Raw genomic sequence first — 24,884 nt, forward strand, 5'->3', positions numbered from 1 at the left:
AGGGCAACGCACATGAGCTATCTGATCGTCTTTCTCGGCGCGGGCATCGGCGGGGCCGGGCGCCATGGGGTGAATGTGCTGGCCGCCCGGCTGTTCGGCACGGCCTTTCCCGCCGGCACGCTCGCCATCAACGTGCTCGGTTGCCTTCTGATGGGGCTTATCGCCGGTGTCTTCGCCTTCCGCGGTCACCTGCCGCAGGAGATGCGGCTGTTCCTGACGACGGGTATCCTCGGCGGCTTCACCACCTTTTCCGCCTTCTCGCTCGATGCGGCGCTGCTCTGGGAGCGCGGCGAAGCGGGGTTGGCGGCGCTTTATGTCGGCGCATCAGTAATTTTTTCGCTGCTCGCCGTGGCGGCGGGACTTGCAGTTTCACGTCTTATGCTCGCAGGAGGTGCAATGTGAAGGCGTTCCTGACGTCCTGGCAGCTCTGGGCGCTCGGCTCGGCGGTCTTTGCCGCGCTGACGGCAGTCTTCGCCAAGATCGGCATCTCCGAGGTCAATTCCGACTTCGCGACCTTCGTGCGCACCGTCGTCATCCTCCTGGCGCTCGCCCTCATGCTGACGCTGGCCGGGAACTGGCAGGCGCCGGGCTCGCTGCCGGCAAGGAGCTGGATTTTCCTCATTCTCTCGGGCCTTGCGACCGGAGCCTCCTGGCTTTGTTACTTCCGCGCGCTGCAGATCGGCAAGGCCGCCCAGGTCGCGCCGGTCGACAAGCTTTCCGTCGTTCTGGTCGCCATCTTCGCCGTTCTGTTCCTCGGCGAACAGCTTTCCACGGCCCATTGGATCGCCGTCCTGATGATCGGCGGCGGCGCCTTGCTGCTGGCTCTGCCTATATGAGGGAATTCTTTTTCAACTCCTTGTAGTTATTGAGATTTCACCGAACTGTCACAGTACGGAAACGATTTTTTCAGGTCTCAGTGGAGAAACTTCGCGGCAACGTCCACGTCTCGGAGCCGCGCATGTCCGCCGCCGAACTGCTTGCCCTTCGCCGCTTCGGGGATGGCGAGATCGTCACGCTCGCCAAGCTGGTCATCGAAACGGCCTTCCAGCCGATCGTCGAGGCTGCGACAGGGGCGGTCTTCGGCTACGAATCGCTGATGCGCGGCTTCGATCGCCTCGGCTTCCGCTCGCCGCTCGACCTGATCGACCGGGCGCACGAGGCGGGACAACTCCTGGCGCTGGAGCACATGGTCAACAGCCGCGCCATCGCTGCCTTCGCCGCGCTGCCGGACTTCCGCTCGCGTACACTCTTCGTCAATCTCGATTCCCGTCTGGTGCCTGACGGCGCCGATCTCGTCGACCGGCTCTCCGGGCATCTCGCTCGCGCCGGCATTCCGGCTTCCTCGATCTGCTTCGAGATCTCCGAGCGCTTCGATAACGACACGCTGCCGGAATTCGCCGTGCTCGTCCGCAAGCTGCGCCTTGCCGGTTTCAAGCTTGCCATCGACGATTTCGGCGTCGGCCACAACGGCCTGAAGCTGCTCTGCGACCACCCGGTCGATTACCTGAAGATCGACCGTCATTTCATCTCCGGCATGGAGAGCGACGCGCGCCGGCGCCATCTCGTGCGCAACACCGTCAATGCCGCCCACGTGCTCGGCATCCGCGTCATCGCCGAGGGGGTGGAGAGCGAGGCGGAGTTCATCGCCTGCCGCGATGCCGGCTGCGATCTCGTGCAGGGCTGGTTCGTGTCGCGTCCGGTCACGGATTTTTCGGCGCTGAGCCCGGTCTACGCGCAGGTCGCGCGGGCCGGCGGGCGGCGCCGCTCCTCCCGCACGCTCGACAGCATCCTCATTCGCCGCGAGATCGAGCAGGTCGCGGTGCTGCGCGAGAACGAGAGCCTGGAATCGGTCTTCGAATTCTTCCGGCGCGATCCGAAACGCACCTTCTTCCCGGTGCTCAACGCCAATGACGAGCCGCGCGGCATCCTGCACGAATACCACGTCAAGGAGCTCTCCTATCACCCCTTCGGCCGCGATCTCCTGAAGAACAAGCTCTACCAGAAGAGCCTGTCGCATTTCGTCACCATGGCGCCGATCGCCGATCTCGACACGCCCGCCGAACAGCTGCTCGACGTCTTCACCGGCATGGGCGGCAACGAATGCGTGATCCTGACGGAGAACCTGCGGTATGCCGGCATCCTCTCGGCCTCCTCGCTCCTGAAGATCATCAACGAGAAGCGCCTGAAGACGGCGGAGGACCAGAACCCGCTGACCGGCCTTCCCGGCAACCGCTCGATCCGCGACTACCTGCAGGACAAGGCGCTCGACGGCGATCAGACCCGATGCCTGTGTTACTTCGATTTCGACAATTTCAAGCCGTTCAACGATCACTACGGCTTCCACAAGGGGGACCTTGCGCTCTCGCTCTTCGCCTCGCTGATGCGCCGCGATTTCGTCGGCGAGGACGTCTTCATCGGCCATGTCGGGGGGGACGATTTCTTCGCGGGCGTTTCCGGGCGTTCCGTCGAGGCGGTGCGGGAGGTATTGGAGCGGCTGCTGGCCGATTTCACCCGCGAGGTGCGCTCGCTCTATTCGCCGGAGGATCGGCTGGCCGGAGAAATTCGCGGCCGCGACCGTGCCGGCCAGGAGACGACCTTTCCGCTGATGCGCTGCTCGGCCGTCGTTCTCGTGTTGCCGGAGGGGGAGGTGATCGGCGAGGCGGGGCTGATCAGCAGCCGCATCGCCGGCCTGAAGGCGGATGCCAAGGGCAGCGACGGGGGGCTCGTGCTGTCCTCGGCATCCGCGAACGCAGGGCAGGGGGCCGCCCTCCGTTGATACAGGAGGGCAGGCCCCTTCGAGCCTGCCCCTGCCACGTTAGCGAAGGATCTTCACCGTCTTCGCCTCGTGGTTCTTGCCGGACATGTCGAAGGAGACGGACACCTTCTCGCCAGCCTTCAGCCCGGGATCGTGGAACCCTTTGGGAAGCTGGTAGACGGTGCCATCGGAAAGCGTCAGAGACATCGACGCCTTGTTGTAGTCCTTGACCGTGCCGGTCGCCGTCTGGGCGGCGAGGGCAAGCGCCGGGGTGGCGAGAACCGTGACGATGGCGAGATTGGAAAGAAGAACACGCATCTGTGTCGTCCTGAATTGGCCCCGGGCGGGGCGCTGTGAAACCGTCCGGAAGCGTCGTGTCGCAGCCCCCTGGGGGTGGAGCCGCCGGCGCTCCCCGGCTTCGAGATGGACGGTAGGCCCGGAAAAATCCGTTTTCAAATTAACAAGATTTAATTCTGACTGTCGCGAAACGGCCGGAATTTCAGGGCTTTGCGGCCGAAACTTGGCATATCCGCCGGTAACGTTTCTGTCGCACAAACCCTCGCAAGCGATTCAAAAGATTCGCGCTTTCGGCTAGAATCGCCGCAAGAGAGCGCCACCTCATGCCTGCCGGGAGATAAGCCCATGTCACTTCCCTCATCCATGACCCATGTCGGGCTCAGCGAACATGGCGGCCCCAACAATCTCATGGTGATGGAGGGCCGCACGCCACAGCCGAAGCGCGGCGAGATCCTCGTGCGCGTCGCGGCCGCCGGCATCAACCGGCCGGACGTGCTTCAGCGCAAGGGCGATTATCCGCCACCGCCCGATGCCAGCCCCATTCTCGGCCTCGAAATCGCCGGCGAAGTGGTGGCGCTCGGCGAGGACGTCACCGGCTACACGCTCGGCGACAGGGTCTGCGCGCTGGCCAATGGCGGCGGTTATGCGCAATATTGCGCGGTGCCGGCCGGCCAGGCGCTGCCGTTCCCGAAGGGTTTTGACGCGGTGCAGGCCGCGGCCCTGCCGGAAACCTTCTTCACCGTCTGGGCCAATCTCTTCATGATGGCGGGCCTGAAGCCCGGCGAGAGCGTGCTGATCCACGGCGGTTCGAGCGGCATCGGCACGACGGCGATCCAGCTCGCCAGCGCGCTCGGTTCACGCGTCTTCACGACGGCCGGTACGGCGGAGAAGTGTGCCGCCTGCGTCGATCTCGGCGCCAGCCGGGCGATCAACTACCGCAGCGAGGATTTCTGCGCCGTCATTGCCGAGGAGACCGGCCGGGCCGGCGTCGACGTCATCCTCGACATGATCGGCGCGGCCTATTTCGAGCGGAACCTGAAGTCGCTCGCCCGCGACGGGCGCCTGTCGATCATCGCCTTCCTCGGCGGCACCTTCGCGGAGAAGGTGAGCCTTGCGCCCATCCTGCAGAAGCGCCTGCACCTGATGGGCTCGGCCATGCGCCCGCGCACAGCGGCGGAAAAGCAGGAGATCCGCGACGCGCTCCTGGAGAAGGCCTGGCCGCTCTTGGAGGGGGGGCGCATCGCCCCCGTCATCCACGCCGTCATGCCGTTCAGCGAGGCGGCCGCCGGCCACCGCATGATGGAGCATGGCGATCATATCGGAAAGATCATGCTGACCTTCGAGTAGCGCGTTTCCGGTCGAAGCGGCGCCGCCTTGGCGCGGGGCGGCTCAAGGCGCCTGCTCGATGCGGTCGCGGCCGAGGCGCTTGGCGCTGTAGAGTGCGCGGTCGGCCCGCTCGAACAGGTCCTCCACCGCATTGCCGCAGAATTCCGCGACGCCCGCCGACATGGTGTAGGCGCAGCCGGGGCCGGCACGGTCTTCTGCCCGCGCCACATGGCAGCGAAGGCGCTCCATGGCGTGCATCGCCTCGCCAAGGCCGGCGCCCGGCATCAGCATGAGGAATTCCTCCCCGCCGATCCGGGCGAAGAGATCGCCGGCGCGCGATTGCTGCCGTCCCGCCGCGGCAAAATGCCGGAGCACCTCGTCACCCCGGGCATGGCCATAGCGGTCGTTGATCGCCTTGAAATGATCGAGGTCGATAAGCGCGAGCGAGAGCCGCGCACCGTCGCGAAAGGCGATCCGCATTTCCGCGTCCAGCCTAGCCATCGCCGCGCGGCGGTTGAGGAGGCCCGTCAGCGGGTCCGTGTCGGCGGCAAGCTGCGCCGCGTCGCGGGCGATCTGCAGCATGCGCTCGTTGGATTTGAGCATGGTGATGTCGGTGAAGACGCTCCACAGCCAGCCGTCGCCCAAAAGCGTCTCGTTCACCAGGAACCAGCGGTCGTCGCCGATGTCGATCTCGAAGGCGCGCTGCGGGCGGCTGCGCCGCTTGGCATGGGCCATGTCCAGGAAGGCATCGATCGGTCCGCTCATCCGCGGGCCGACACCGTTGGCATGGCAGTGGCGCATGATGTCGGCAAAGGTGCGGGCGCCCGGCTGCACGTCGAAAAGCGCGCGAAAGACCATCGAGGCATAGGAAAGCTCGTCCTCCGGCGAAAACAGCGCGAAGGCGACGCCGGACGCGTCGAGCCCGGACAGTATGAGATCCGTTGTGGCCCGGTCCCGGATGAGGGCGAGCGGCAGGATCGCATCGACATGCGTCATGCCGCTCCCGCCCGGCCACCTGTGCCCGTCGTTGCGTTTCACCCGCCGTTTCCTTCTCGTGACCGAATCGTCGGGTGTCACACCGGACGATCGCCATTGTTTGTGGCAGAAGGTGGCGGGGTCGCAACGAAGACCCTCGGTTTCCGTTAACAAATCCTCAACCCGCCGCCGTGCCCCTTACGGCGGGAAGGCGGAGGGCGAGGAGGATGCCCACGGCAGCCGGCAGGGCGAGCAGCGCATAGAGCCAGCGCGCCGCCGTCAACGCCCCGTCCACGCCGCCGGGGTGCACGAGGCCCGTGGAATTGACGATGACGCCGGCAAGCGCCGCGCCGAAGGCGGCCCCCAGCGCCTGCATGGTGGTGATCGCCGCCGAGGCCTTGTCCGTCTCGCCGGGCGGCGCAAGATGCAGAACGAGGGTGACGAGATGCGCCCAGCCCATGCCGATGCCGAACCCCATGAGGAAGATGAAGATGGTGGCGATCGTGAGCAGCACGAGACCGCTTGCCGGGTTGTGCCGGGCGAGCGCGACGACGAGGAGGACGGTCGCCAGCGTCTCGATCAGCGCGCCCGCGACGATCACCCGGTTGGCGCGGCGCCCCTTGAGGCCGGCGGTGGCGAAGGCTGCGATCGTCCAGCCCAGCGCCAGCAGCGCAACGAGATAGCCGGAGACGAGCGGGCTCACGCCATGCAGCACCTGCAGGAAGTAGGGGATGTAGATATCCGAGCAGATCGTCACCAGCAGCAAGAGCATGATGAGGTAGACGCGGGCGAGCGGCGAGCCGAGGCTGATCGTGCCCGCCGGCAGCAGCCGCCCCTCGGCCCGGCGCTCGATCGCGACCGTCGCCAGCACCGCAAGCACGGCGGCGGCCGCAAAGGCGCCGCGCAGCACCGGCGCCGCCACGGAACTGGCGAAGGACAGCACCACCACGGCGGCAACGAGCAGTGCGATCTGCAGGAACGGCGTCTTCGTCGTTACGCGCTCGCCTTCGTCCGACGGCAGTAGCCGCGGCGCGGCGACGGTCATCAGCACCGAGAGCGGCACGAGCAGCGCGAAGGCCTCGCGCCAGGCGCTGCCGGCGGCAAAGACGCCGCCGATCGTCGGGCCGAGGAAGGTGGCGATGCCCCAGGCCGCGGCATAGAGCGTCGAAGCGGTGCTCCACAGCGGTTCGGGATAGACATGGCGGATGAAGGCATAGCCGAGCGCCACGAGGAAACCCGCGCCGAGCCCCTGGACCGCCCGGCCGGCAAGCACCGTCTCCATGGTCGGCGCGACGGCGCAGACGAGGCTGCCGATGCCGAAGAGCAGCGCGCCGGCCCTGTAGCAATGGTTGAGCGTCACCCTTTCCGGCCGCACGGCGACGAAGGTGGAGCCGAGCACGGAAGCCGCCACATAGATCGTCGTCGCCCAGGCGAAGAGCGAAAGGCCGCCGATATCGCGCACGATCGAGGGCATCAGCGTGGCGGTGATATAGGTCTCCACCGCATGCAGCATGATGCCGCCGCCGAGCATCAGCGTGCTGAACAGATAGGCGCGGGAGAACAGGCTGGAAAGCCGCGGTGCGGCATCCTTCGGGATCGTGACACTGTCGGACATGGATAGGCCTTGCGAATTTGAGGCCGAAGACCTCGCATGGGGCACACGGCAGTTCAAGCCGTGACTTTTGGGCGAAAGAGGAGCCGTCAGGCGCGGGGCGTGGCCGATGCCGATGAAAAGCTGCTCGGTAGACGCGGAGGCAGACCTACATCAGATGCCCGGTCCACCAGCCGCGATCGCTGGACACCCTGATCAGCACCATGATCACGGTCGCGATGATGCCGCCGATGAACAGCGCCGTCGCGTGCCGGACATAGGCCGGAGACCCCGCCGTGGCGGCCGGCACCATGGGCTTCAGGATGAAAAGCGCGATCATCACGAGAATGTCGAAGATGACCGAGACGAGGGGCCATGGTGGCAGGGCAAATTTGGTGCCCGGGATGAGCACCCTCCACAGGCAGCGCAGGATCAGGAAGCCGGCAACAACCGCAAGAGCGATCGCTGCTCTGGATTGGGAACCTTGCTCGGCCATGCGTCGCTCGCCCCTGAAAGATTGGCGGGTATGAAAGCATGGCCTTGCAGAAACGGCAATCGCGGCGGTGGCCTTCGTCGGCCCTTCCCGGCTCGGGGAAGGGCCGTCGCGCAGGTGAGGCAGGCTTCGCCGGGGCTTACGGGTTCCATTCACCCGCCACCTGCCGCGTCGCGACATTGAAGCGGTTCCACACGTTGATCGCCGCGATCTCGACGACCAGCGCGGCGAGCGTCTTTTCGTCATAGTGCCGGGCAGCCTCGTTCCAGATCGTATCCGGCACCGGCTCCTCGCGGTCGGCGATGCGCGTCAGAGCCTCGGTCAGCGCCAGAGCGGCCCGTTCCGCGTCCGTGTAGAACGGCGCCTCGCGCCAGGCGGCGACGGAGAGGATGCGCCGGTCGCTCTCGCCGGCCTTCTTCATGATGCGCGGGTGCAGATCGACGCAGAAGCCGCAGCCGTTGATCTGGCTGGCGCGCAGATGCACGAGATGGGCGGTCTTTTCCGGCAGTTCCGCCTTCTGGGCAGCGCCCTGCAGCGCCTGCATGGCCTTCATGACGTCGGGCAGCACGGTAACGATATTGGTCATACGGGATTGCATTTCATCACTCCTTGATTTGTTTTCAGCATCGACGGCAGCGAGCCCTGTCACACCGGTGCGGCTTCGTTCGTCATGGCCATGACGCCGCTGGACGAAGGAGTGTGACCGATGCGCGAAAAAAGTTTCTGGACCGACCGTTTCGAGGCCGAGCGCGGGCGCCTGCGCGCCGTTGCGCTGCGCATGCTGGGCTCGCAGGGCGAGGCCGAGGATGCGGTGCAGGAGGCCTGGCTGCGGCTGGAGCGGGCGGGTGGCGGCGAGATCGATAATCTCGGCGGCTGGCTGACCACCGTCGTCGGCCGCATCTGCCTCGACATGCTGCGCGCCCGCGCCCGGCGGCGCGAGGAGCCGATCGACGGCGAGGACGGCGCGGTCCAGCACGCAGATCCCGGCGCGGCGGCGGACGAGCAGGCGGCGCTTGCCGATTCGGTCGGCCTTGCGCTTCTCGTCGTGCTGGAGCGCCTTGCGCCCGCCGAACGCCTCGCCTTCGTGCTGCACGACATGTTCGACGTGCCCTTCGAGGAGATCGGCCGCATCGTCGACCGTTCGCCCGTCGCCGCCCGCCAGCTCGCCAGCCGCGCCCGCCGCCGCGTGCAGGGCCTGCCGGAAACCCCGTCCGCCGATTACGACCGTCGTAAAAACGTCGTCGCGGCCTTCCTCGCCGCCTCGCGTGACGGCGATTTTTCCAGCCTGCTCGCCGTGCTCGATCCCGACGTCGTCTTCCATGCGGACGCCGATGCAGTCCGGCTCGGCTCGCTTGCGGAAATGCACGGCGCCCAGGCCGTGGCGACCAACTTCAAGGGCAAGGCGAAGGCGGCAAGGCTCGCGCTCATCGACGGCCAGCTCGGCCTCGCCGTCATTCTAGGCGGCGCGCTCAAGCTCGTCGTGCTCATGGAGGTGGAGGGCGATCACATCATCGCAATCGATTCCATTGCCGATCCCGCGCGCGTTGCGGCTTGCGAGGTGGCGTATCTGTAAAGGGGGGATTCGGGCGGACGGCGCTACACGCCGATGCGTCCGATCGCCGGGATCTTGATCGCCGGGCGGTAGAAATCCACGCCGGCGACGAGGCCCATGATGTGCAGCTCCAGCCCGGAGCGCAGGCCGGCGGAGATGCCGACGAGGCCGTAGAGCGTCGCATGCACGTCCTTGCCGTCGGGATCGATCGCGAAGATCCTGCCCTCCGGCAGGTAGTCGCGCCCGACCGCGTCCGGCGGCAGCACCACGCCGAGTTCCGGCACCGAGCGCAGCACATGCGCGACGAAGGTGTTGGAGTTCGGCCCCGGCCAGATGCGATAGCCACCGGGTTTGGAGTAGGGGTAGGCCGCGATGGCCTTCTCGATCTTCGGGATCAGCCGCGCCGCCTCCTCGCCGCTGACGCTGACCACCACGCGCGGCGTGTTGGAGTACCAGAAGGCGTCCGGCGCATAGCCGTTCTTGCGCACCGGCGTGCCCCAGCCGACCTTGTCGTAGCGGTTGTAGCTTCCGGCGTTCGCCTCCTTGGTGACGATCCAGGCGTGGCTCGCCACCGCGCCCTTGAGGCCGCCCGTCGCGGCGGAGAAGATGTGGATCGTCGCCTGTGGCGTGTCTTCGGCCCCGGGCAGGATGCCGGCGGATTTCCAGTTCGCCTCCCGCCAGTTCTGCGGCCGGTCCTTGATGTACCAGTAGCCCGCCGAGGCGAGCGCCGGCATGAGGTAGATCACGAGGAAGAGGACAAGGACATTCCTCAACAGTTTCATGCGCGGCACCTCCGAAATCGCGTGTGCGGACCCAGGTTTTCGGATAATACCGCACCGGAAACCGGAAATTTGAGGGCATGAACATGGCAAACCCCGTCCTTGTCGAAGTCACCCGCGGCAATCTCGTCGAAAGCCGCCATCGCGGCATGGTCGTCGCGGTCGACGGCGATGGCAAGGTGGTGTTTTCGCAGGGCGATATCGAGGCCGGCGTCTTCCCGCGTTCGGCCTGCAAGGCCATGCAAGGGCTGCCGCTCGTCGAAAGCGGCGCGGCGGACGCCTACGGCTTCGGCAACAGGGAACTGGCGCTCGCCTGTTCCTCGCATAGCGGCGAGCCGGAACATGCAAGCCTTGCCGGTGCCATGCTGGCCGCCGCCGGCGTCGACGAGAGCGTCCTGGAATGCGGCGCCCACTGGTCCTTCGAGCAGCCGGTGCTGATCGGTCAGGCGCGCGGCCTCGAGCGGCCGAGTGCGCTCCACAACAACTGCTCGGGTAAACATGCCGGCTTCGTCTGCGCCGCCTGCCACACCGGCAAGGACCTCAAGGGCTATGTGCGCTACGAGCACTCGGTCCAGGCGGAGATCCGTGGCGTCATGGAAAGCCTGACGGGCGCTGCGCTCGCGACCGACAATTGCGGCGTCGACGGCTGCTCCATCCCCACCTATGCCATGCCGCTGAAGAGCCTCGCGCACGGTTTTGCCAAGATGGCGACCGGCACCGGCCTTGCCCCTGAGCGCGCGAAGGCCGCGCGCCGGCTGATGGAGGCGTGCATGGCCGAGCCCTTCTACGTCGCCGGCACCAAGCGGGCCTGCACGCGGCTGATGAAGACGGCTCCCGGCCGCATCTTCGCCAAGACCGGCGCCGAGGGCGTTTTCTGCGCGGCCATCCCGGAAAAGGGCATCGCCATCGCCCTCAAATGCGAGGACGGCACGACCCGCGCCGCCGAAAGCATGGTCGCCGCTACGCTCGCCCGCTTCTTCTCCGACGAGCCCGCCCTCCACGCCGCTCTGATGGCCGAAGCCAACCGGTCCATGTCGAACTGGAACGGCGTTCATGTCGGCGACGTCCGCGTCACGGACGCTTTCGCGGCCTGATCAGGCCTCGATGACCTCCATCCCCGCTTCCCGGTAGGGGGCAATCGTCTCCGGCGGCAGGCCGGGTGGGAGGAGGAGGCCGGTGGCGGCGGCGAGCGGCAGGATCTTCCAGGGCGAGGCGCAGCCGAGTTTTTCGCGCGTCAGCAGGACCCAGGTCGCTGCGGCGTTCTCGGCGATGGTGCGTTTGGTGGCGGCTTCCTCCATGTCGCCGGTGGTGAAGCCGTGCGTCGGATGCGCGGCCGTCACGCCCATGAAGTAGAGATCTGCCTTCAGGCCGCGTATCGCCTCCAGCGCCATGGCGCCGGTCGACACCATCGAATGTCTGTAGAGCCTGCCGCCGATCAGCACGATCTCGGCGGTCGGGTGGCGCTCGAGCTCGCAGGCGATCGTCGGGCTGTGCGTCACCACCGTGAAGGCGAAATTGCGCGGCAGCAGGCGGGCAAGCGCCGCCGTCGTCGTGCCGCCATCGAGGAAGATCACCTGGCCGGGCTCGATCATCGCCGCCGCGCGCGCGCCGAGCGCGGTCTTCTCGTCCGTCGCCACCGCCTGTCGCGCCGAAAAATCCGGCAGCGGTGGAGCGAGCGGCAGCGCGCCGCCATGCACGCGCTTGAGCAGGCCGTCCGCCGCCATTTCCCGAAGATCCCGCCGGATCGTGTCCTCCGACAGGTCGAGTTCCGCGGCGAGCGTCTTTGCGACGATCTCGCCGTCGCGATCGAGACGCTGGGCGATCAACGTCTTTCTCTGGCTGGTCAGCATATCTGTGCTCCATCTTGACTATGCACGAAATTACACGAATAATCATGAAATATCCAGAAAATTCCGGATATTTCATGCATCAATGGTAAGGAGTAAGACATGCTGATCTTGATTGCCGGCCCCTATCGTTCGGGCACCGGAGACGATCCCGTGAAGATGACGGAGAACCTGAAGCGGCTGGAGGCGCCGTCCTATGCGCTGTTCAAGGCGGGCCATGTGCCGATGATCGGCGAATGGGTGGCGCTGCCCGTCTGGCATGCGGCCGGGGGCGAGACGGTGGGCGACGCACTGCACGAGGAGATTTTCTACCCGACGGCGCACCGCCTGCTCGAACTCTGCGAGGGCGTGCTGCGCCTTCCGGGGGACTCCAAGGGGGCGGACAACGACGTGCGCATCGCCCGCGAGCGCGGCATTCCGGTCTGGCACCGGCTGGAGGACGTGCCGGGCTGCGCGGCGGCTGCATAATTTTTGCAGGTCCCTGTCGGGAAGGGGCGCGGTGATCCGTCCTTGTGGCATAACGGGCGATCCGCCGCCGGCGGCGCCCGCGACATGGCAAACCAAGGAGAACGTTCATGCGCATGATCTTCGTCAACCTGCTCGTCAAGGACCTGCCCGCGACCCGCCGTTTCTTCGGCGCCCTCGGCTTTTCCTTCAATGAGGCCTACAGCGACGAAACCGCCGCCTGCATGGTGGTGGACGACAACATCTTCGTCATGCACCTGACGGAGCCGAAGTTCACCCAGTTCGTCACGGGCAAGGTCGGCGATCCCGAGGAGGCGACGCAGGTGCTAACCTGCCTTTCCGCCACGAGCCGTCAGGAGGTCGACGACATCAAGGTGAAAGCGCTCGCCGCCGGCGGGCGCGAATGGAAGCCGAACATCGAGTTCGGCCCGATGTACGGCTGCTCCTTCCAGGATCCGAACGGCAATGTCTGGGAGTTCATGCACATGGACCAGTCGGGCGGCTGAGGGCGGGCGAGGGACTGCGCGGAGACTGGCGTCCCGCACCTCATCCGCCTGCCGGCACCCTCTCCCCACAAGCGGGGAGAAGGAAAGGGCGGAAATGTCTGGGAAATTGGCGCCGTTTCGGGAAAGCGGTGCGGCAACTCCTTCTCCCCGCCTGCGGGGAGAAGGTCGCGGCAGCGGGATGAGGGGCCTTTTTCACTCTATGAGACCCGCATCCCCGGCGATTGCTCCGTAAGATCCTACGCCAACAGCTTGCGCAGCCGCGCAGGCGCCTTGAGGCGCCAGGCCTCGGTCATCCGCTGCCGCAGTTCCGCATCGCCGATCGCGGCGGCGCGCAGGAGGAGGGCCGGCCAACCATTGTAGTGGTCCGTCTCATAGTAGATTTCGGGCGCCATCTCGATCAGGCGCTCCTTCTCGTCCATCGGCGCCATCAAGACCAAGGTCTCGGCATCCTTGATGCGCAGGAAGAGTTTTCCCGCCACCTTGAGTGCGGGCGTGCCGTAGGATGTGCCCGTCTCGACGCCCGGCAGGCCTGTTGCGAGGCGCTGGAGCCGCGCCAGGAGCGCTTCGGTCGTGTCTTCAGGCATGTGCCATCCTCCCCGGCCAGGATAGACCGGACCGGGGGGAACGGCGAGGGGAGGATCAGAGTGGCCGGGTGCAGGCCTCGGCCCGCAGGGCCGGGGTACGGAAGAGCCCGAAGGGCAGGTCGCCGAGCGCGCGCGAATCCATCGCCTCGATCTCGGGATGGGACAGCGGGTCGCGCAGCCAGACGGGCGCTTCCGCAGCATCGGCCTCGGCACGCAGTGCTTCTGCGGCTCTGGAGAAAATCTTGAACATTGCCTTCTCCTTGTGGTTCGTTACCATGGATGATGGCTGATAATCGCGCTGAAAGGCCGTTCCCGCAATCGAGCAGTTCAGGATGAGGATATAGAAAAGCTATATGAGAAACCTCAATCGCGTGCATCTCAACGGCCTGCGGGCGCTGGAAGCGGTGGGTCGGCTCGGCTCGCTGCAGGCGGCGGCGGAAGAGCTCGGCGTAACGGTGGGCGCGGTGAGCCAGCAGATCATCAAGGCGGAGGACCAGCTCGGCCGGGCGATCTTCGACCGCACCGCGCGCGGCCTGCAGCAGACCGCCTTCGGCACACCGTTCCTCGCGCGGCTTTCGGCAGGTTTCGGCCAGCTTTCCGAGGCGGTCGCCACCACCCAGCGCCGCGACGATGCGATCCTGACGATTTCGGTCGCGCCGATCTTCGCCTCGCGCTGGCTCATCCACCGCATCGACCGTTTCGCCGCCGCCCATCCCGATATCAGCCTGCGCATCGAGGCCTCGACGACGCTGGTCGATCTGGCGCGCTCCGATGTCGACCTCTGCATCCGTGTCGGCCCGGGCACCTGGCCGGATGTGGCGGCGGAATTCCTGGTGCCGCAGGTCGTCTTCCCGGTCTGCGCGCCGGCGCTGGCGGAGGGGATCCGGACGCCACAGGACCTGTCGGAGCAACCGGCCGTGGTCGACGGCAACGACGCCTTCACCTGGGAGCGCTGGCTGGCGCTTGCCGGGTTCGCCGTGCCGCCGCCCAAGGCGCGGCATGTCTTTTCCGATGCCTCGCTCTGCCTCGATGCGGCGCTGGCAGGGCAGGGCGTGCTGCTGGCCTATCCGGTACTGGCCTCCTGGGCACTGAAGGAGGGGCGGCTCGTCGCACCGTTCCCCATCCGGGTGGAAACCGGCATGGGCTATTATTTCGTGACGGCGCCGGGCGTGCCGGAGCCGCGCAAGGTTTCGCTGTTCAAGCGCTGGCTGCGCGCGGCGCTCGCCGAGGACGAGGACGGCTTTGCCGGCGCGGTCATTCCGGCTCGGCGAGCCGCGTCGCTATCATCGCCTTGAAGGCCGGGCGCGCCTGGCAGGCCGCAAGCCAGGCCTTGACGTTCGGTGCCGCGTCGAAGAGCTGCTCCTGGCTCATCGCATAGCGGAAGACCTCCGCAAGGTTGAGGTCGGCGACGGTGAAGCGGTCGCCGACGACATGGCCGGTGGCGGCAAGATGGGCATCCAGCCGCCTGAAACAGGTTCTCAGCGCCCGCGCGGCGCCGCGGATGGCAAGACGGCCTTCCTCGCTCTCGGCGGACTTGCTGTTGTTCAGCATGATGATCTTCACGGCATGCGGCTCGACCTCGGTTGCCGCCCACATCGTCCATTGCAGCATGTCCGCCTCTTCGGTGATCGTCTGGCCGGAGAGCGGGCCGCCATGCTTGCGGGCGAGGTAGAGGTTGATCGCCAGTGATTCCATCATGACGAAGCCATCGTCGTCGATGCAGGGAATGAGGCCGGTCGGATTGACGGCGAGAAACGCCGGCGACTGGGTGTTGAGCGGGGCGTCGGCCGCCTGCGGGTCGTCGAGCCGGTAGGCCTGGATGACCGGCACGCTTTCGAAGGGAAGACCGAGTTCGCCGGCAAGCCAGTAGTTGCGCGAGGCGCGCGAGCGGTAGACGCCGTAGATGGTGAGCATGGATCCTCCCTGGGATGCCCGGCTTGGTGCGGGCTTGCGTCAGAACAAAGAACCCGGACGATCTCTCGCGCTAGATGAAAGGCGAAACGGCCCGGGCCGCGCCGCACCATAGGCGGCGGTTCGGGGAAGCGGTAGAGCGCCGGCCTGATCGATCCATGAATTGTCGTGATGGTGCCGGGCCTGCTTTGTCGCATTGACCTTCCGCCGGCCTGGGGCTAAGGGCGAAGGGTCCGTGCGGATCGCGGATGGGGACGACCGATGACACGACGCATGACACGCTGGGCCGCTTTCCTGCGCATTCTCTGCGCGGTTGCCCTGCTGTTCGTCGGTTTCGCCCACCAGCCGGCCTCGGCCACCCAGCCGAGCGCGCTGGAGCTCACCCAGTACGTTCTTCCCGACGGCACCCTGCCGGACATCTGCCTCAACGACATGGTCGACGGCAAGGTCAAGCATGTGACGCCGGTGAAGTGCGAGGCCTGCCGCATCGGCAGTGCCATGCTGATACCGGCGCCGGCCGATCTTGACGGCGCCGTGTTTGTCTTCCGCCGTGTCGCGGCGCTCCCCCTCATCGAGGAGGCGTTGCGCCCGCGGCGCGAGCGTCCCGGCGCGCCGCCCCGTGCGCCTCCCTTCCTGTCTGCCTGATCGTTGCGCCCGCACGCCGGTTTACCGCCGTGTGCCGAAACTCCAGCCTGACAGGACCCTTGCATGTCCGTGATTTCCGATGCGCCGGCCGTTGCCGCCGCCGAACCCTCCGCGCTCGCGCAGCGCCTCTACCGCGCCATCTGGCGATGGCACTTCTTCGCCGGCCTTCTCGCCGTGCCCTTCATGATCAGCCTTGCCATCACCGGCGGGCTCTACCTCTTCAACGACGAGATCGACGCCAGCCTGTTCCGCTACCGCAATTATGTCGCGGTCGGCGGCACGGAGCTGCCGCCCTCGGCCATCGTGGAAAAGGCCGTCACCGCCGTGCCCGGCGCGGCGCTCTCCTCCTACCGCACGCCGGCCGGCACGGACCGCTCGGCCCGCGTGACCGTCTCCACCGAGGCCGGCAAGGTGCTGGTCTTCGTCAATCCCTATGACGGTGCCGTTCTGGATACGGTCGGCGCCAAGGAGGAGTTCAACCAGGTCGTCGAGGACCTGCACAGCCTCGATTACTTCGGCACCTCCTGGGAGCGCATCATCGAGGTCGTCGCCGGGTTTGCGGTGGTGCTCGTCCTGACCGGGGTCTATCTCTGGTGGCCGCGCAACCAGACGGGCGGCGTGCTCAGCGTGCGCGGCACGCCGGCCCGGCGCGTCTTCTGGCGCGACCTGCATGCCGTCACCGGCATCTTCGCCGCCGTGCTCATCCTGTTCCTGGCCTTCAGCGGCCTGCTGTGGACGGGTTTCTGGGGCAGCAAGGTCAACGGTTATCTCACGGCGAACGGCATGGGCTATCCGGTCGAGCTGTGGGACCGGGTGCCGCATTCCATGCTGGTCACCACGGATGTGCTGCCGAAGACCGCCTGGCTCCTGGAAAACGCGCCGGTGCCGACTTCCACGCCGCCGGGCGAGGGGCAGGTGGCACTGCCCGCCATCGGCCTCGACAATGCTGTATCGATCGCCAACGCCGCCGGCATGCTGCCCGGCTACGACCTCTCGCCGCCCTCGGGCGAGACCGGTGTCTACACTGCGGCGATCTATCCGGCCGACCTGCAATACGAGCGTACGCTGCACATCGACCAGTATACCGGCGAACGCCTCGTCGATACCGCCTATGCCGACTATCCGGCGACCGGCAAGCTGATCGAATGGGGCATCAACGTGCACAAGGGGCAGGAGTGGGGGCTGTTCAACCAGCTTCTCATGCTCTCCACCTGCCTCGTCGTCATCGCGATGAGCCTGTCGGGTGTCGTCATGTGGTGGAAGCGCCGGCCGAAGGGCCGCATCGGCGTGCCGCCCGGCCCGCGCGAGGGGCGCATCTATGCGGGCCTGTGGGCCATCGCCGCCGTCTTCGGCGTGCTCTTCCCGCTGACCGGCCTCACCATCCTCGCCATGATCCTCCTCGACCAGGTCGTCATCCGCTTCGTGCCGCCGCTGCGGCGCTTCTTTTCCTGAACCGAAAGCCAGAAAGGATTTTTTCCATGAAACGTATTCTTGCCTCCGTCGTCGCCCTGGCGCTCTCCGCCTCGGCCGTCTTCGCCCACGAGTTCACCCTCGGCAACCTGGAGATCGGCCATCCCGCCTCCAAGGCGACGCTGCCGGGCCAGCCCGTCGGCGGCGGTTTCATGACCATCACCAACAAGGGCACCGAGGCCGACCGCCTCGTCTCCGTCACCGCGCCTGACGTCTCCGACGACGTGCAGATCCACGAAATGGCCGTGGAGAACGACGTGATGAAGATGCGCCAGCTGCCCGACGGCATCGAGATCCCGGCCGGCGCCAAGGTCGAGCTGAAGTCCGGCGGCCTGCACGTCATGTTCATGCGTATCAAGCATCCCTTCAAGGAAGGCGAGACATTCAAGGCGACGCTGAATTTCGAGAAGGCCGGCAAGATCGACGTGGATTTCAAGATCGAGGCCGCCAAGCCGGGTGCCAAGCCGGCTGACGGCGCCGCCGCCAGCCATGAAGGCCACCAATAGTGGCTGCGGGTGAAGAGACGCGAGCGAGCGGGCGGCCGCTCGTCCTGCGGCTTGCCTATGCCTTCCCCGTTTTCGGGTGGATGCTGCGGGAAGCCGCCGAGGGCCCGGCGGTCGCCAAGACGCTGTTCGTCGTCAATTGCCTGCTGATCTGGATCCTCGCGATCGCGATCTTCGGCTACCCCGCGATCATCCTGCCGGCGCTCGCCATGGTGCCGGTGATCTTCACGGTGCTGATCCTGATCACCAAGGGGTGATGGTGGCCACCAGGGGATGAGAGCGGATGAGGGGGCGATGCGGCTGCCCCCTCATCCACCATGGCGCCTCTCCGTTCGGGCAGGAAGGAGAGACGCGTCGCGGAACGGGGTCAGCCCGTCCGGTTCCGTTCGATCGTCAGATGCGCGAAGGTCGAGCCCTCGCTTGCAAGGTCTCCGGTGGTGCGCTCGTTCCAGCGGTAGCCGGCAATGGCGCCGTTCGGGGTATCCTCGAAGATATTGCCGGAGATGAGGGCCGAGCCCGCTTCCTCCACGACCGTCACCGCACAGCCGACCGGGCTCTGGCGCACCAGATTGCCGCTGACGACGAGGCCGCGCATATAGGGCCCCCAGCCGAGCATCAGCCCCCATTTCGGGGCATTCTCCACCGTGTTGCCGGAGACGACCGTATCGGCCTCCACGGCAATGCCGAAGCCGAAGCCGGCGCCGTCGTGGACATAGGGGCCTTCGAGCTTCAGGTTGCGCACCACGTTGCCGCTGACGGTGGCCAGCCGCCCGCCCTCGTCGAAATTGACGATGAGGATGCCGTTGGCGGCGCCGTCGACGAGGTTGCTGTTGACCAGTGCGCCCTCGAAGCCGAATTCGGAGTAGATCGCCGTCTCGCCGCTGTCGAGACAGGTGTTGCCCGCTATCTGCACGTTGGAGCCGGCATTGGCGCGGATGGCGGAAAAGGCGCAGCCGGAAATGTGGTTGTTGCTGATCATCACCGCGTCGGCGCGGAAGATGTTGATGCCGTTGCCATATTGGCCGGTGCCGCCATGGGTGGCGGAAATCCGGGCGATGCGGTTGCCCGAGACGATCGTGCCGTCGCGGCCCTTTTCCCAGCGGTGGATGAGGATGCCGCCGTTGCCGCAGTCGAAGACGTGGTTGCCGGTGACCGAGAGGTCGCGGCTCTCGACGGCATAGAGCGCGTATTCGGCCGCGCCCGAAAGCCGGCTGCGCTCGACGCGCCCGCCGCAGCGCTGCAGGCTGACGGCGGTCTTGGAAGAGCCCTGGATCTCGCAGTTCTCGATGATCACATTGGCGACGTTGCTGAAATGCACGAGACCGTCCACCGTGTCGCCGAGCCAGCGGTTCGCCCCGTCGATGACGAGATTGGCAAGCTCGATCCGACCCGCGCCATCGGCCGCGAAGAGGTGGCCGTCGCCACCATAGACGATGCGGGTGGCGCCCGGTACGCCGGTGAGGCGGGTGTTGTCGGGCAGCGTGATGTTGGAGACGACATAGTCGCCCGGCGGCAGGAAGACCGGCGTGTTCTTCGCCGCCGCGTCCTTCAGCAGCCTGGCGAAGGCCTTGCTCTTGCGGTCGCCCGCCCCGGGACGGATGCCGTGCGCCGACGCATCGATGCTGCCCCTGAGGTCGACGTCGACGACCGGCAGCTGTGTGCGGGCGTGTACCGGGGCGGCGATGCCTGCCGCGCCGAGACCGAGACCTGAGAGGAATAACCGTCTGCTAACCATGAAAGCTCCTTGCCGGCAAAGGAGCAGGAACCGTGCCAGGTGGTGTTGTGCCGAAACGGCACGGTAAGGATGCTGCGCGCCAGGGTTGCCGAAATGGGGCGGAAGGCCCCGGATTGGCAGCATTTCGCCGGTTTCCTTTAGGGTTGGATAACGACTCTAGGTGTACCGTCGGGCATTCCGAAAGGAGAGGCGGCCGGCAATGTCTTTCCTCGCGTTTGGGACTTGCAGGGATTCATGTCGACAAAACTGTCTCACCTTGGCAACGACGAGGCCGACCCGACGGTGCGGTTGATGTCCGCCAGCCAGCGTCTCATCAGCGAGGCGGCCCGGCTCTTCCCGCTCGCCTCCGCGCAGAGCGAGCGCACGATGTGGCTCGAGGCCATGATCGACGAGGTGCCCGACTACCTCTACTTCAAGGACAGGAACAGCCGCTTCGTCGTCGCCAACCGCGCGATCGTCATCGACAACCGGCGCGAGGGGCTGGAGAGCCTCGAAGGCCTCTCCGACTTCGATATCCATCCGGAACATGTCGCGCGCGGCTTCTTCGAGACCGAACAGGAGATCATCCGTTCCGGCCGCCCGATGCTCGACATGGAGGAGCTGATCCGCGATTCCACGGGCCGGCTCAAATGGCTGCTCACCTCGAAACTGCCCGTGCGCAACGGCGAGGGCGAGGTGATCGGCCTAGTCGGCGTCGCGCGGGACATCACCGAGCGCAAGCGCTCCGAGAGCCTGCATGTCGGCCAGGCGCATCTTCTGAAGATGATCGCGCTCGGCGCGCCGCTGACCGAGGTCTTCTCTTCGCTCATCCTCCTCATCGAGGCGCATGTGCCCGATGTCCTTGGCTCCGTCCTGATGCTTGCGCACGACGGCAAGCGCATGCTGAGCGGTGCCGCGCCCAATCTCGATCCCGGCTATTGCAAGCTGATCGACGGCCTCGAGATCGGCCCGAAGGTCGGCTCCTGCGGCACGGCCATGTGGCGGGGCGAACCCGTCATCGTCTCCGACATCCAGACCGACCCGCTCTGGGAGGATTTCAAGGCGCTCGTTGCGCCCTATGGCTTCCGCGCCTGCTGGTCCTCGCCGATCCGCTCCTACCAGGGCAAGGTGCTCGGCTCCTTCGCGCTCTATTCGCGCAGCAGCGGCGAGCCCACTGCCGAATGCATGAAGCTCGTCGGCATGGCGACGCACATTGCCGGCATCGCCATCGAGCGCAAGGAAGCGGAAGACAGCATCCAGTTCATGGCCCATCACGACACGCTGACGGGCCTGCCGAACCGCAGCATGCTCGACGAGCGCGTCGCCTCGGCCATCGAGGCGGCGGACGAGCGCGGCGGTTCGATGACGCTCGCCTTCCTCGATCTCGACAATTTCAAGCTGGTCAATGACAGCCTCGGCCACCATGCCGGCGACGCGCTGCTGAAGATCGTCGCCGCGCGCATGCAGCAGTGCGTGCGGGCGAGCGACAGCATCGTGCGTCTCGGCGGCGACGAGTTCGTCGTGCTGATCAACGGTGCGATGCGCAAGGGCGAGAGCGTGGAGGACCGGCTGCGCGCCGTGCGCGAGGCGGTCGCCGAGCCCGTTCTCATCGAGGGCCGTTCCTTCCAGATCACCTGCAGCATGGGCGTTGCCGCCTATCCGGAGCACGGACGCAACGCGACCGAGCTGATGGCCCGCGCGGATGCCGCCATGTACCGCGCCAAGGAGATCGGCCGCGATGCCATGCAGGTCTTCACCGCCGAGCTTGCCAACCGGGCGCACGAGAAGCTGGAGCGCCAGGAGGAACTGCGCCACGCACTCGCCCAGGGCGAGCTCTTCCTGCAATACCAGCCGCAGATGGATCTTGCGACCGGGCGCATCTTCGCCGTCGAGGCGCTGATCCGCTGGCGCCATCCCGAGCGCGGGCTGATCGGCCCAGGTGATTTCATTCCGCTGGCCGAGGAGACCGGGCTGATCGGCCCGATCGGCGACTGGACCCTGCGCGCCGCCTGCCGGCAGAACAAGGCGTGGCAGGAAAGCGGCCTGCCGCCCATCGTCGTCAGCGTCAACGTCTCGGCCCGCCAGTTCCAGGAGAAGGACTGGGTCGAGCGCGTCGCCGCAGCCCTCGCCGAAAGCGGGCTGGAGGCGCGCTATCTGGAGCTGGAGCTCACCGAAAGCCTGATCATGCAGGATGTCCAGCAGGCGGTGGAGACCATGCACCGTCTCGAAAAGCTCGGCGTGCACCTGGCCATCGACGATTTCGGCACCGGCTATTCCAGCCTTTCCTCGCTGAAGCGCTTTCCCGTCGGCCGCCTGAAGATCGACCGCTCCTTCGTGCAGGACCTTCCCGACGACGGTGACGATGCCGCCATCGCCCGCGCCGTCATCTCGCTCGCCCATACGCTGCAGCTGCGGGTGATCGCCGAAGGCGTCGAGACGCGCGAGCAGGTGGACTTCCTGCGCGACGCCGGCTGCGACGAGATCCAGGGCTATTACCTTTCCCGCCCCATCGACGCCCGCGCCCTCCAGGCGATCCTCTGTATTCCCAGTCTCTAGGGCAATTCCAGCAAAAGTGCGCAGCGGTTTTGCGCCCGGAATAGCGTTAAAACAAGGAGCTGGAGCGCCTTCGCGATTCAAGGAAAGGCGGAAATGCTCTCGCCTTCAGCCGGCGGCCTTGTAGCGCTTCTGCGCGGTCTGCTCCGGCGCTGCGCCCGCGCGCAGGTTCGCACCGGTCTTGTGCAGGTACATGCGCTGGTCGGCGTCCTTGATGAGCGCGTCCTCGCTCATATATTCCTGCGTGCCGGTTTCCGACACGCCGATGCTGATCGAGAAATCCGGGTTTTCCAGAGAGAATTCGCTGGCGATGCGCTGGGCGATTTGCTGAGCGCCGGCATGGTCGCAATCGGGCAGGATCACGCAGAATTCGTCGCCGCCGACCCGGCAGGCGAAATCCGCCGAGCGCACCTGGTTGCTCATGCAGTGGCCGAGCGAGATGAGGATCTCGTCGCCCTTGGCATGGCCGTAGGTATCGTTGATGTGCTTGAACTTGTTGACGTCGATATAGATGAGGCTGAGCAGCGTGTGGCGGCGCTGGGCCATGCGCAGCTCGCTCTTCATGATCTTCATCATGCCGCGCTTGTTGTAGAGGCCGGTCAGCGAGTCCCGTTCGGCGTGGTTGCCGAGCGTCTTGGCCTTTTCTTCCAGCGCATAGGCATAGGCCTCGGTGCGCTTCTTGGCGCTTTCGACCTCGCTTACCAGCGTGTCGATATAGGTGTCGAAGACGAGCGTGATGTCGAAGAAGAACAACTTGTCGATCGCGACCATGATCGGGCGGAGGATCGCCGGATCGGCGAAATGCCGTTCGAGGGTGGAGAACAGGATGTGCTTGAGCGTGCGCACGCCGGACAGGAAGAGTTTCGGCTCGACGCCGATGCGCTTGTGCACCAGGCCGATGCGCAGGCGGCTGTTGACATATTCGCCGTCGTAGTAGCCGGAGAACATCTCGATGATGTATTTGCGCTGGGCCGCGCGCAGCCGGCGCATCGTCTCGGAATCGCCGATGACGATGGAGATCTCGTCAAATTCCGTCTGGTGCCGGTAGAAGGCCTCGACGATATCCTCGATCTCGCTTTCGATCAGTTTCTTCAGGCTGGCGATGAGGTCCAGCTCGTCCTGGCTGAGGTCGAGCAGCTGCATGCGATGAAAGATTTCGATCTCGTTGATGCGCATCTGCTCGAGAAGCGTCTTGTCTGTCATCATGGGGGCGGAATCCTCGCTGCCGGCGACTGGTGCACGAAGTATGAATTTTCTTGTTAAACAAAGTCTAAAAATGACGATTGTCAGGCTTTCGCAGGCGGGATTTCTTTGTGGGCCGAATGGGCCTTGACATTGTTATGTTGATATCAACAGTAAGAGGCATGTCCGACGATGTCCTGATTCCCTACGAGACGACCCTTTTCGTGCGCGACAATTGCCTGTGCCTGCATGCCCAGCGCGCGGCGCGGGCGCTGGCCCGGCGGTTCGACGACGCCCTGCGCCCCTATGGTCTTACCAACGGCCAGTTCTCGCTGCTGATGGCGCTGAACCGGCCGGAACCGCCGCCGATGGGCCCGGTCGCCGCCGTGCTGGCCATGGACCGCACGACGCTGACGGCCGCGCTGAAGCCGCTCGAGCGTCGCGGCCTCGTCGTCATCGAGGCCGATCCGCGCGACCGGCGCGGTCGGCTGCTGCGCCTGACGGGCGAGGGGCGCCGGCTGCTGACGAAGGCCTTCCCGGTCTGGAAGGAAACGCACGAGAAGATCGACCGCCAGCTTTCGGACGTCGACATGGCGGTGCTGCGCGCCGGCATGCTGGCGATCGCCTGAGCGGACGCACAGGGCGAGAGCCTCGGTTTGCGGCCCGCCGCGCGCGCCTGCCACTGGCGGCGCGCGCGAAACCCACTATCTTCTCCCAGATGAAGCCCGACCAGCTCCTCCATCCGGCGCCCGCCGGCCTCTATTGCCCTGCCGGCGATTTCTACATCGATCCCGTCCGCCCCGTGGCGAGGGCGCTGATCACGCATGGCCATTCCGACCATGCCCGCGCCGGCCATGGCGCGGTGCTGGCGACGCGCGAGACGCTCGACATCATGGAAATCCGTTACGGCGCGGATTTCTGCGGCACGAGGCAGGCGGCGGCCTTCGGCGAGCGCATCGACCTTTCCGGCGTCACCGTCTCCTTCCATCCTGCCGGCCATGTGCTCGGCTCGGCGCAGATTGCCGTCGAACGGAACGGGCTGCGCATCGTCGCGTCGGGCGATTACAAACGCGGCGCCGACCCGACCTCGACCCCTTACGAGCCGGTGCCTTGCGATGTCTTCATCACCGAGGCGACCTTCGGCCTGCCGGTCTTCCACCATCCCGAGCCGAAGGGCGAGATGGGCAAGCTGCTGTCCTCGCTGCGGCAGTTCCCCGAGCGCAGCCATCTCCTCGGCGCTTATTCGCTGGGCAAGGCGCAGCGCGTCATTCGCCTGCTGCGTGATTGTGGCTATGACGCACCGATCTACATCCACGGTTCGCTCGCCCGCCTTTGCGATTATTATGTCAGCTGCGGCATCGCGCTCGGCGATCTGCGTCCCGCCACGACGGAGGGCAGCAGCCCCGCTGATTTCCGCGGCGCCGTCGTCGTCGGCCCGCCTTCCGCCTTCGCCGACCGCTGGGCGCGGCGCTTCAACGAGCCGCTCGTCGCCTTCGCCTCCGGCTGGATGATGGTGCGCCAGCGGGCAAAACAGGGCGGCGTCGAGCTGCCGCTCGTCATCTCCGACCATTGTGACTGGCCTGAATTGACCGAGACGATCCGCGAGCTTGCGCCGCGCGAGGTCTGGGTGACGCATGGCCGTGAGGAGGCACTGGTGCGCTGGTGCGAACTCGCTGGCGTCCCGGCCCGGCCGCTGCATCTCGTCGGCTATGAGGATGAGGGGGATTGAGGCTGAA

Annotated in this window: 28 protein-coding genes; 16 read left to right on the plus strand and 12 right to left on the minus strand. The window is 66.2% G+C overall.

Annotated features, from left to right (window positions below):
* Positions 1 to 12: 12 nt before the first annotated feature.
* The 3 genes from crcB to AKG11_RS07935 all read left to right on the plus strand — a co-directional run bounded on the left by crcB (position 13) and on the right by AKG11_RS07935 (position 2,776).
* On the plus strand, positions 13 to 402 hold the full coding sequence (gene crcB, locus AKG11_RS07925) for a fluoride efflux transporter CrcB (protein WP_050743490.1): 390 nt from the start codon (positions 13 to 15) through the stop codon (positions 400 to 402).
* On the plus strand, positions 399 to 836 hold the full coding sequence (locus tag AKG11_RS07930; RefSeq protein ID WP_050743491.1) for an EamA family transporter: 438 nt from the start codon (positions 399 to 401) through the stop codon (positions 834 to 836). The genes crcB and AKG11_RS07930 overlap by 4 nt, the downstream gene beginning before the upstream one ends.
* 122 nt (positions 837 to 958) lie before the next feature.
* Positions 959 to 2,776: a GGDEF domain-containing protein gene (locus AKG11_RS07935; RefSeq protein ID WP_023514431.1), complete on the plus strand. Its 1,818-nt coding sequence runs from the start codon at positions 959 to 961 to the stop codon at positions 2,774 to 2,776.
* A 39-nt stretch (positions 2,777 to 2,815) separates the two neighbouring features.
* Here AKG11_RS07935 and AKG11_RS07940 read toward each other — a convergent pair whose 3' ends face one another.
* Complete coding sequence (locus AKG11_RS07940) at positions 2,816 to 3,073, minus strand: DUF1344 domain-containing protein (protein WP_023514432.1); 258 nt, start codon at positions 3,071 to 3,073, stop codon at positions 2,816 to 2,818.
* Between the two features lie 324 nt (positions 3,074 to 3,397).
* Here AKG11_RS07940 and AKG11_RS07945 point away from each other — a divergent pair, with 324 nt between their 5' ends.
* On the plus strand, positions 3,398 to 4,399 hold the full coding sequence (locus AKG11_RS07945; protein ID WP_082342369.1) for an NAD(P)H-quinone oxidoreductase: 1,002 nt from the start codon (positions 3,398 to 3,400) through the stop codon (positions 4,397 to 4,399).
* A 42-nt stretch (positions 4,400 to 4,441) separates the two neighbouring features.
* Here the strand turns inward: AKG11_RS07945 and AKG11_RS07950 are convergent, their stop codons facing one another.
* The 4 genes from AKG11_RS07950 to AKG11_RS07965 form a co-directional block, all read right to left on the minus strand.
* On the minus strand, positions 4,442 to 5,374 hold the full coding sequence (locus AKG11_RS07950; RefSeq protein WP_050743492.1) for a sensor domain-containing diguanylate cyclase: 933 nt from the start codon (positions 5,372 to 5,374) through the stop codon (positions 4,442 to 4,444).
* Positions 5,375 to 5,531: 157 nt separating this feature from the next.
* Entirely contained in the window at positions 5,532 to 6,968 is a 1,437-nt protein-coding gene (locus tag AKG11_RS07955) for an MFS transporter (protein ID WP_050743493.1), read from the minus strand.
* A 145-nt stretch (positions 6,969 to 7,113) separates the two neighbouring features.
* Positions 7,114 to 7,440 carry a hypothetical protein gene (locus AKG11_RS07960; protein ID WP_050743494.1) on the minus strand — a complete coding sequence of 109 codons (327 nt, stop codon included), beginning with the start codon at positions 7,438 to 7,440 and terminating at the stop codon, positions 7,114 to 7,116.
* 136 nt (positions 7,441 to 7,576) lie between these two features.
* Positions 7,577 to 8,035 carry a carboxymuconolactone decarboxylase family protein gene (locus tag AKG11_RS07965; protein WP_050743495.1) on the minus strand — a complete coding sequence of 153 codons (459 nt, stop codon included), beginning with the start codon at positions 8,033 to 8,035 and terminating at the stop codon, positions 7,577 to 7,579.
* A gap of 108 nt (positions 8,036 to 8,143) precedes the next feature.
* Between AKG11_RS07965 and AKG11_RS07970 the strand changes: the two genes are divergently transcribed.
* Positions 8,144 to 9,010 (plus strand): sigma-70 family RNA polymerase sigma factor, encoded by an 867-nt coding sequence (locus AKG11_RS07970; protein ID WP_050743496.1) that lies wholly within the window; start codon positions 8,144 to 8,146, stop codon positions 9,008 to 9,010.
* 23 nt (positions 9,011 to 9,033) lie between these two features.
* Here AKG11_RS07970 and AKG11_RS07975 read toward each other — a convergent pair whose 3' ends face one another.
* Positions 9,034 to 9,771 carry a DUF3750 domain-containing protein gene (locus AKG11_RS07975; protein WP_023514997.1) on the minus strand — a complete coding sequence of 246 codons (738 nt, stop codon included), beginning with the start codon at positions 9,769 to 9,771 and terminating at the stop codon, positions 9,034 to 9,036.
* Positions 9,772 to 9,854: 83 nt separating this feature from the next.
* Between AKG11_RS07975 and AKG11_RS07980 the strand changes: the two genes are divergently transcribed.
* Positions 9,855 to 10,862 (plus strand): asparaginase, encoded by a 1,008-nt coding sequence (locus AKG11_RS07980; protein WP_050743593.1) that lies wholly within the window; start codon positions 9,855 to 9,857, stop codon positions 10,860 to 10,862.
* Here the strand turns inward: AKG11_RS07980 and AKG11_RS07985 are convergent, their stop codons facing one another.
* Complete coding sequence (locus AKG11_RS07985) at positions 10,863 to 11,618, minus strand: DeoR/GlpR family DNA-binding transcription regulator (protein WP_050743497.1); 756 nt, start codon at positions 11,616 to 11,618, stop codon at positions 10,863 to 10,865.
* Positions 11,619 to 11,717: 99 nt separating this feature from the next.
* Between AKG11_RS07985 and AKG11_RS07990 the strand changes: the two genes are divergently transcribed.
* Together AKG11_RS07990 and AKG11_RS07995 are read left to right on the plus strand one after the other, a co-directional pair.
* The gene (locus AKG11_RS07990; RefSeq protein ID WP_023515000.1) at positions 11,718 to 12,083 is read left to right on the plus strand and encodes a hypothetical protein; all 366 of its coding nucleotides are present in this window, start codon (positions 11,718 to 11,720) and stop codon (positions 12,081 to 12,083) included.
* 107 nt (positions 12,084 to 12,190) lie between these two features.
* Positions 12,191 to 12,586, plus strand: a complete 396-nt coding sequence (locus AKG11_RS07995; protein WP_050743498.1) for a VOC family protein — start codon at positions 12,191 to 12,193, stop codon at positions 12,584 to 12,586.
* Positions 12,587 to 12,822: 236 nt separating this feature from the next.
* Here the strand turns inward: AKG11_RS07995 and AKG11_RS08000 are convergent, their stop codons facing one another.
* Together AKG11_RS08000 and AKG11_RS08005 are read right to left on the minus strand one after the other, a co-directional pair.
* Entirely contained in the window at positions 12,823 to 13,170 is a 348-nt protein-coding gene (locus AKG11_RS08000) for an MmcQ/YjbR family DNA-binding protein (RefSeq protein ID WP_050743499.1), read from the minus strand.
* Positions 13,171 to 13,225: 55 nt separating this feature from the next.
* Positions 13,226 to 13,420 (minus strand): hypothetical protein, encoded by a 195-nt coding sequence (locus AKG11_RS08005; protein ID WP_023515003.1) that lies wholly within the window; start codon positions 13,418 to 13,420, stop codon positions 13,226 to 13,228.
* 103 nt (positions 13,421 to 13,523) lie between these two features.
* On the opposite strand from AKG11_RS08005, the gene AKG11_RS08010 reads away from it, so the two are divergent.
* Complete coding sequence (locus tag AKG11_RS08010; RefSeq protein ID WP_024271214.1) at positions 13,524 to 14,465, plus strand: LysR substrate-binding domain-containing protein; 942 nt, start codon at positions 13,524 to 13,526, stop codon at positions 14,463 to 14,465.
* On the opposite strand, the gene AKG11_RS08015 is transcribed toward AKG11_RS08010, so the two are convergent.
* A complete protein-coding gene (locus tag AKG11_RS08015; RefSeq protein ID WP_050743500.1) occupies positions 14,425 to 15,084 on the minus strand; it encodes a glutathione S-transferase family protein in 660 nt (219 codons plus the stop codon). The genes AKG11_RS08010 and AKG11_RS08015 overlap by 41 nt on opposite strands.
* 258 nt (positions 15,085 to 15,342) lie before the next feature.
* Here AKG11_RS08015 and AKG11_RS08020 point away from each other — a divergent pair, with 258 nt between their 5' ends.
* From AKG11_RS08020 to AKG11_RS08035, 4 genes are all read left to right on the plus strand, one after another.
* Positions 15,343 to 15,726 (plus strand): hypothetical protein, encoded by a 384-nt coding sequence (locus AKG11_RS08020; protein WP_082342370.1) that lies wholly within the window; start codon positions 15,343 to 15,345, stop codon positions 15,724 to 15,726.
* Between the two features lie 72 nt (positions 15,727 to 15,798).
* Entirely contained in the window at positions 15,799 to 17,178 is a 1,380-nt protein-coding gene (locus AKG11_RS08025) for a PepSY-associated TM helix domain-containing protein (protein ID WP_037408663.1), read from the plus strand.
* A gap of 26 nt (positions 17,179 to 17,204) precedes the next feature.
* The gene (locus AKG11_RS08030; RefSeq protein WP_050743501.1) at positions 17,205 to 17,702 is read left to right on the plus strand and encodes a copper chaperone PCu(A)C; all 498 of its coding nucleotides are present in this window, start codon (positions 17,205 to 17,207) and stop codon (positions 17,700 to 17,702) included.
* Entirely contained in the window at positions 17,702 to 17,956 is a 255-nt protein-coding gene (locus tag AKG11_RS08035; protein ID WP_050743502.1) for a hypothetical protein, read from the plus strand. The genes AKG11_RS08030 and AKG11_RS08035 overlap by 1 nt, the downstream gene beginning before the upstream one ends.
* Before the next feature lie 110 nt (positions 17,957 to 18,066).
* Here AKG11_RS08035 and AKG11_RS08040 read toward each other — a convergent pair whose 3' ends face one another.
* Complete coding sequence (locus AKG11_RS08040; protein WP_050743503.1) at positions 18,067 to 19,434, minus strand: TIGR03808 family TAT-translocated repetitive protein; 1,368 nt, start codon at positions 19,432 to 19,434, stop codon at positions 18,067 to 18,069.
* A gap of 234 nt (positions 19,435 to 19,668) precedes the next feature.
* Here AKG11_RS08040 and AKG11_RS08045 point away from each other — a divergent pair, with 234 nt between their 5' ends.
* Positions 19,669 to 21,969: an EAL domain-containing protein gene (locus AKG11_RS08045; RefSeq protein WP_050743595.1), complete on the plus strand. Its 2,301-nt coding sequence runs from the start codon at positions 19,669 to 19,671 to the stop codon at positions 21,967 to 21,969.
* Positions 21,970 to 22,074: 105 nt separating this feature from the next.
* On the opposite strand, the gene AKG11_RS08050 is transcribed toward AKG11_RS08045, so the two are convergent.
* On the minus strand, positions 22,075 to 23,172 hold the full coding sequence (locus AKG11_RS08050; RefSeq protein ID WP_050743504.1) for a GGDEF domain-containing protein: 1,098 nt from the start codon (positions 23,170 to 23,172) through the stop codon (positions 22,075 to 22,077).
* A gap of 158 nt (positions 23,173 to 23,330) precedes the next feature.
* On the opposite strand from AKG11_RS08050, the gene AKG11_RS08055 reads away from it, so the two are divergent.
* Both AKG11_RS08055 and AKG11_RS08060 read left to right on the plus strand, forming a co-directional pair.
* Positions 23,331 to 23,777, plus strand: a complete 447-nt coding sequence (locus AKG11_RS08055) for a MarR family winged helix-turn-helix transcriptional regulator (RefSeq protein WP_024271212.1) — start codon at positions 23,331 to 23,333, stop codon at positions 23,775 to 23,777.
* Positions 23,778 to 23,866: 89 nt separating this feature from the next.
* Positions 23,867 to 24,877, plus strand: coding sequence for a ligase-associated DNA damage response exonuclease (locus tag AKG11_RS08060; protein WP_037407979.1), 1,011 nt, complete (start codon positions 23,867 to 23,869; stop codon positions 24,875 to 24,877).
* Positions 24,878 to 24,884 lie beyond the last annotated feature (7 nt).

This window comes from Shinella sp. SUS2, assembly GCF_001262505.1.
Classification (GTDB): Bacteria; Pseudomonadota; Alphaproteobacteria; order Rhizobiales; family Rhizobiaceae; genus Shinella.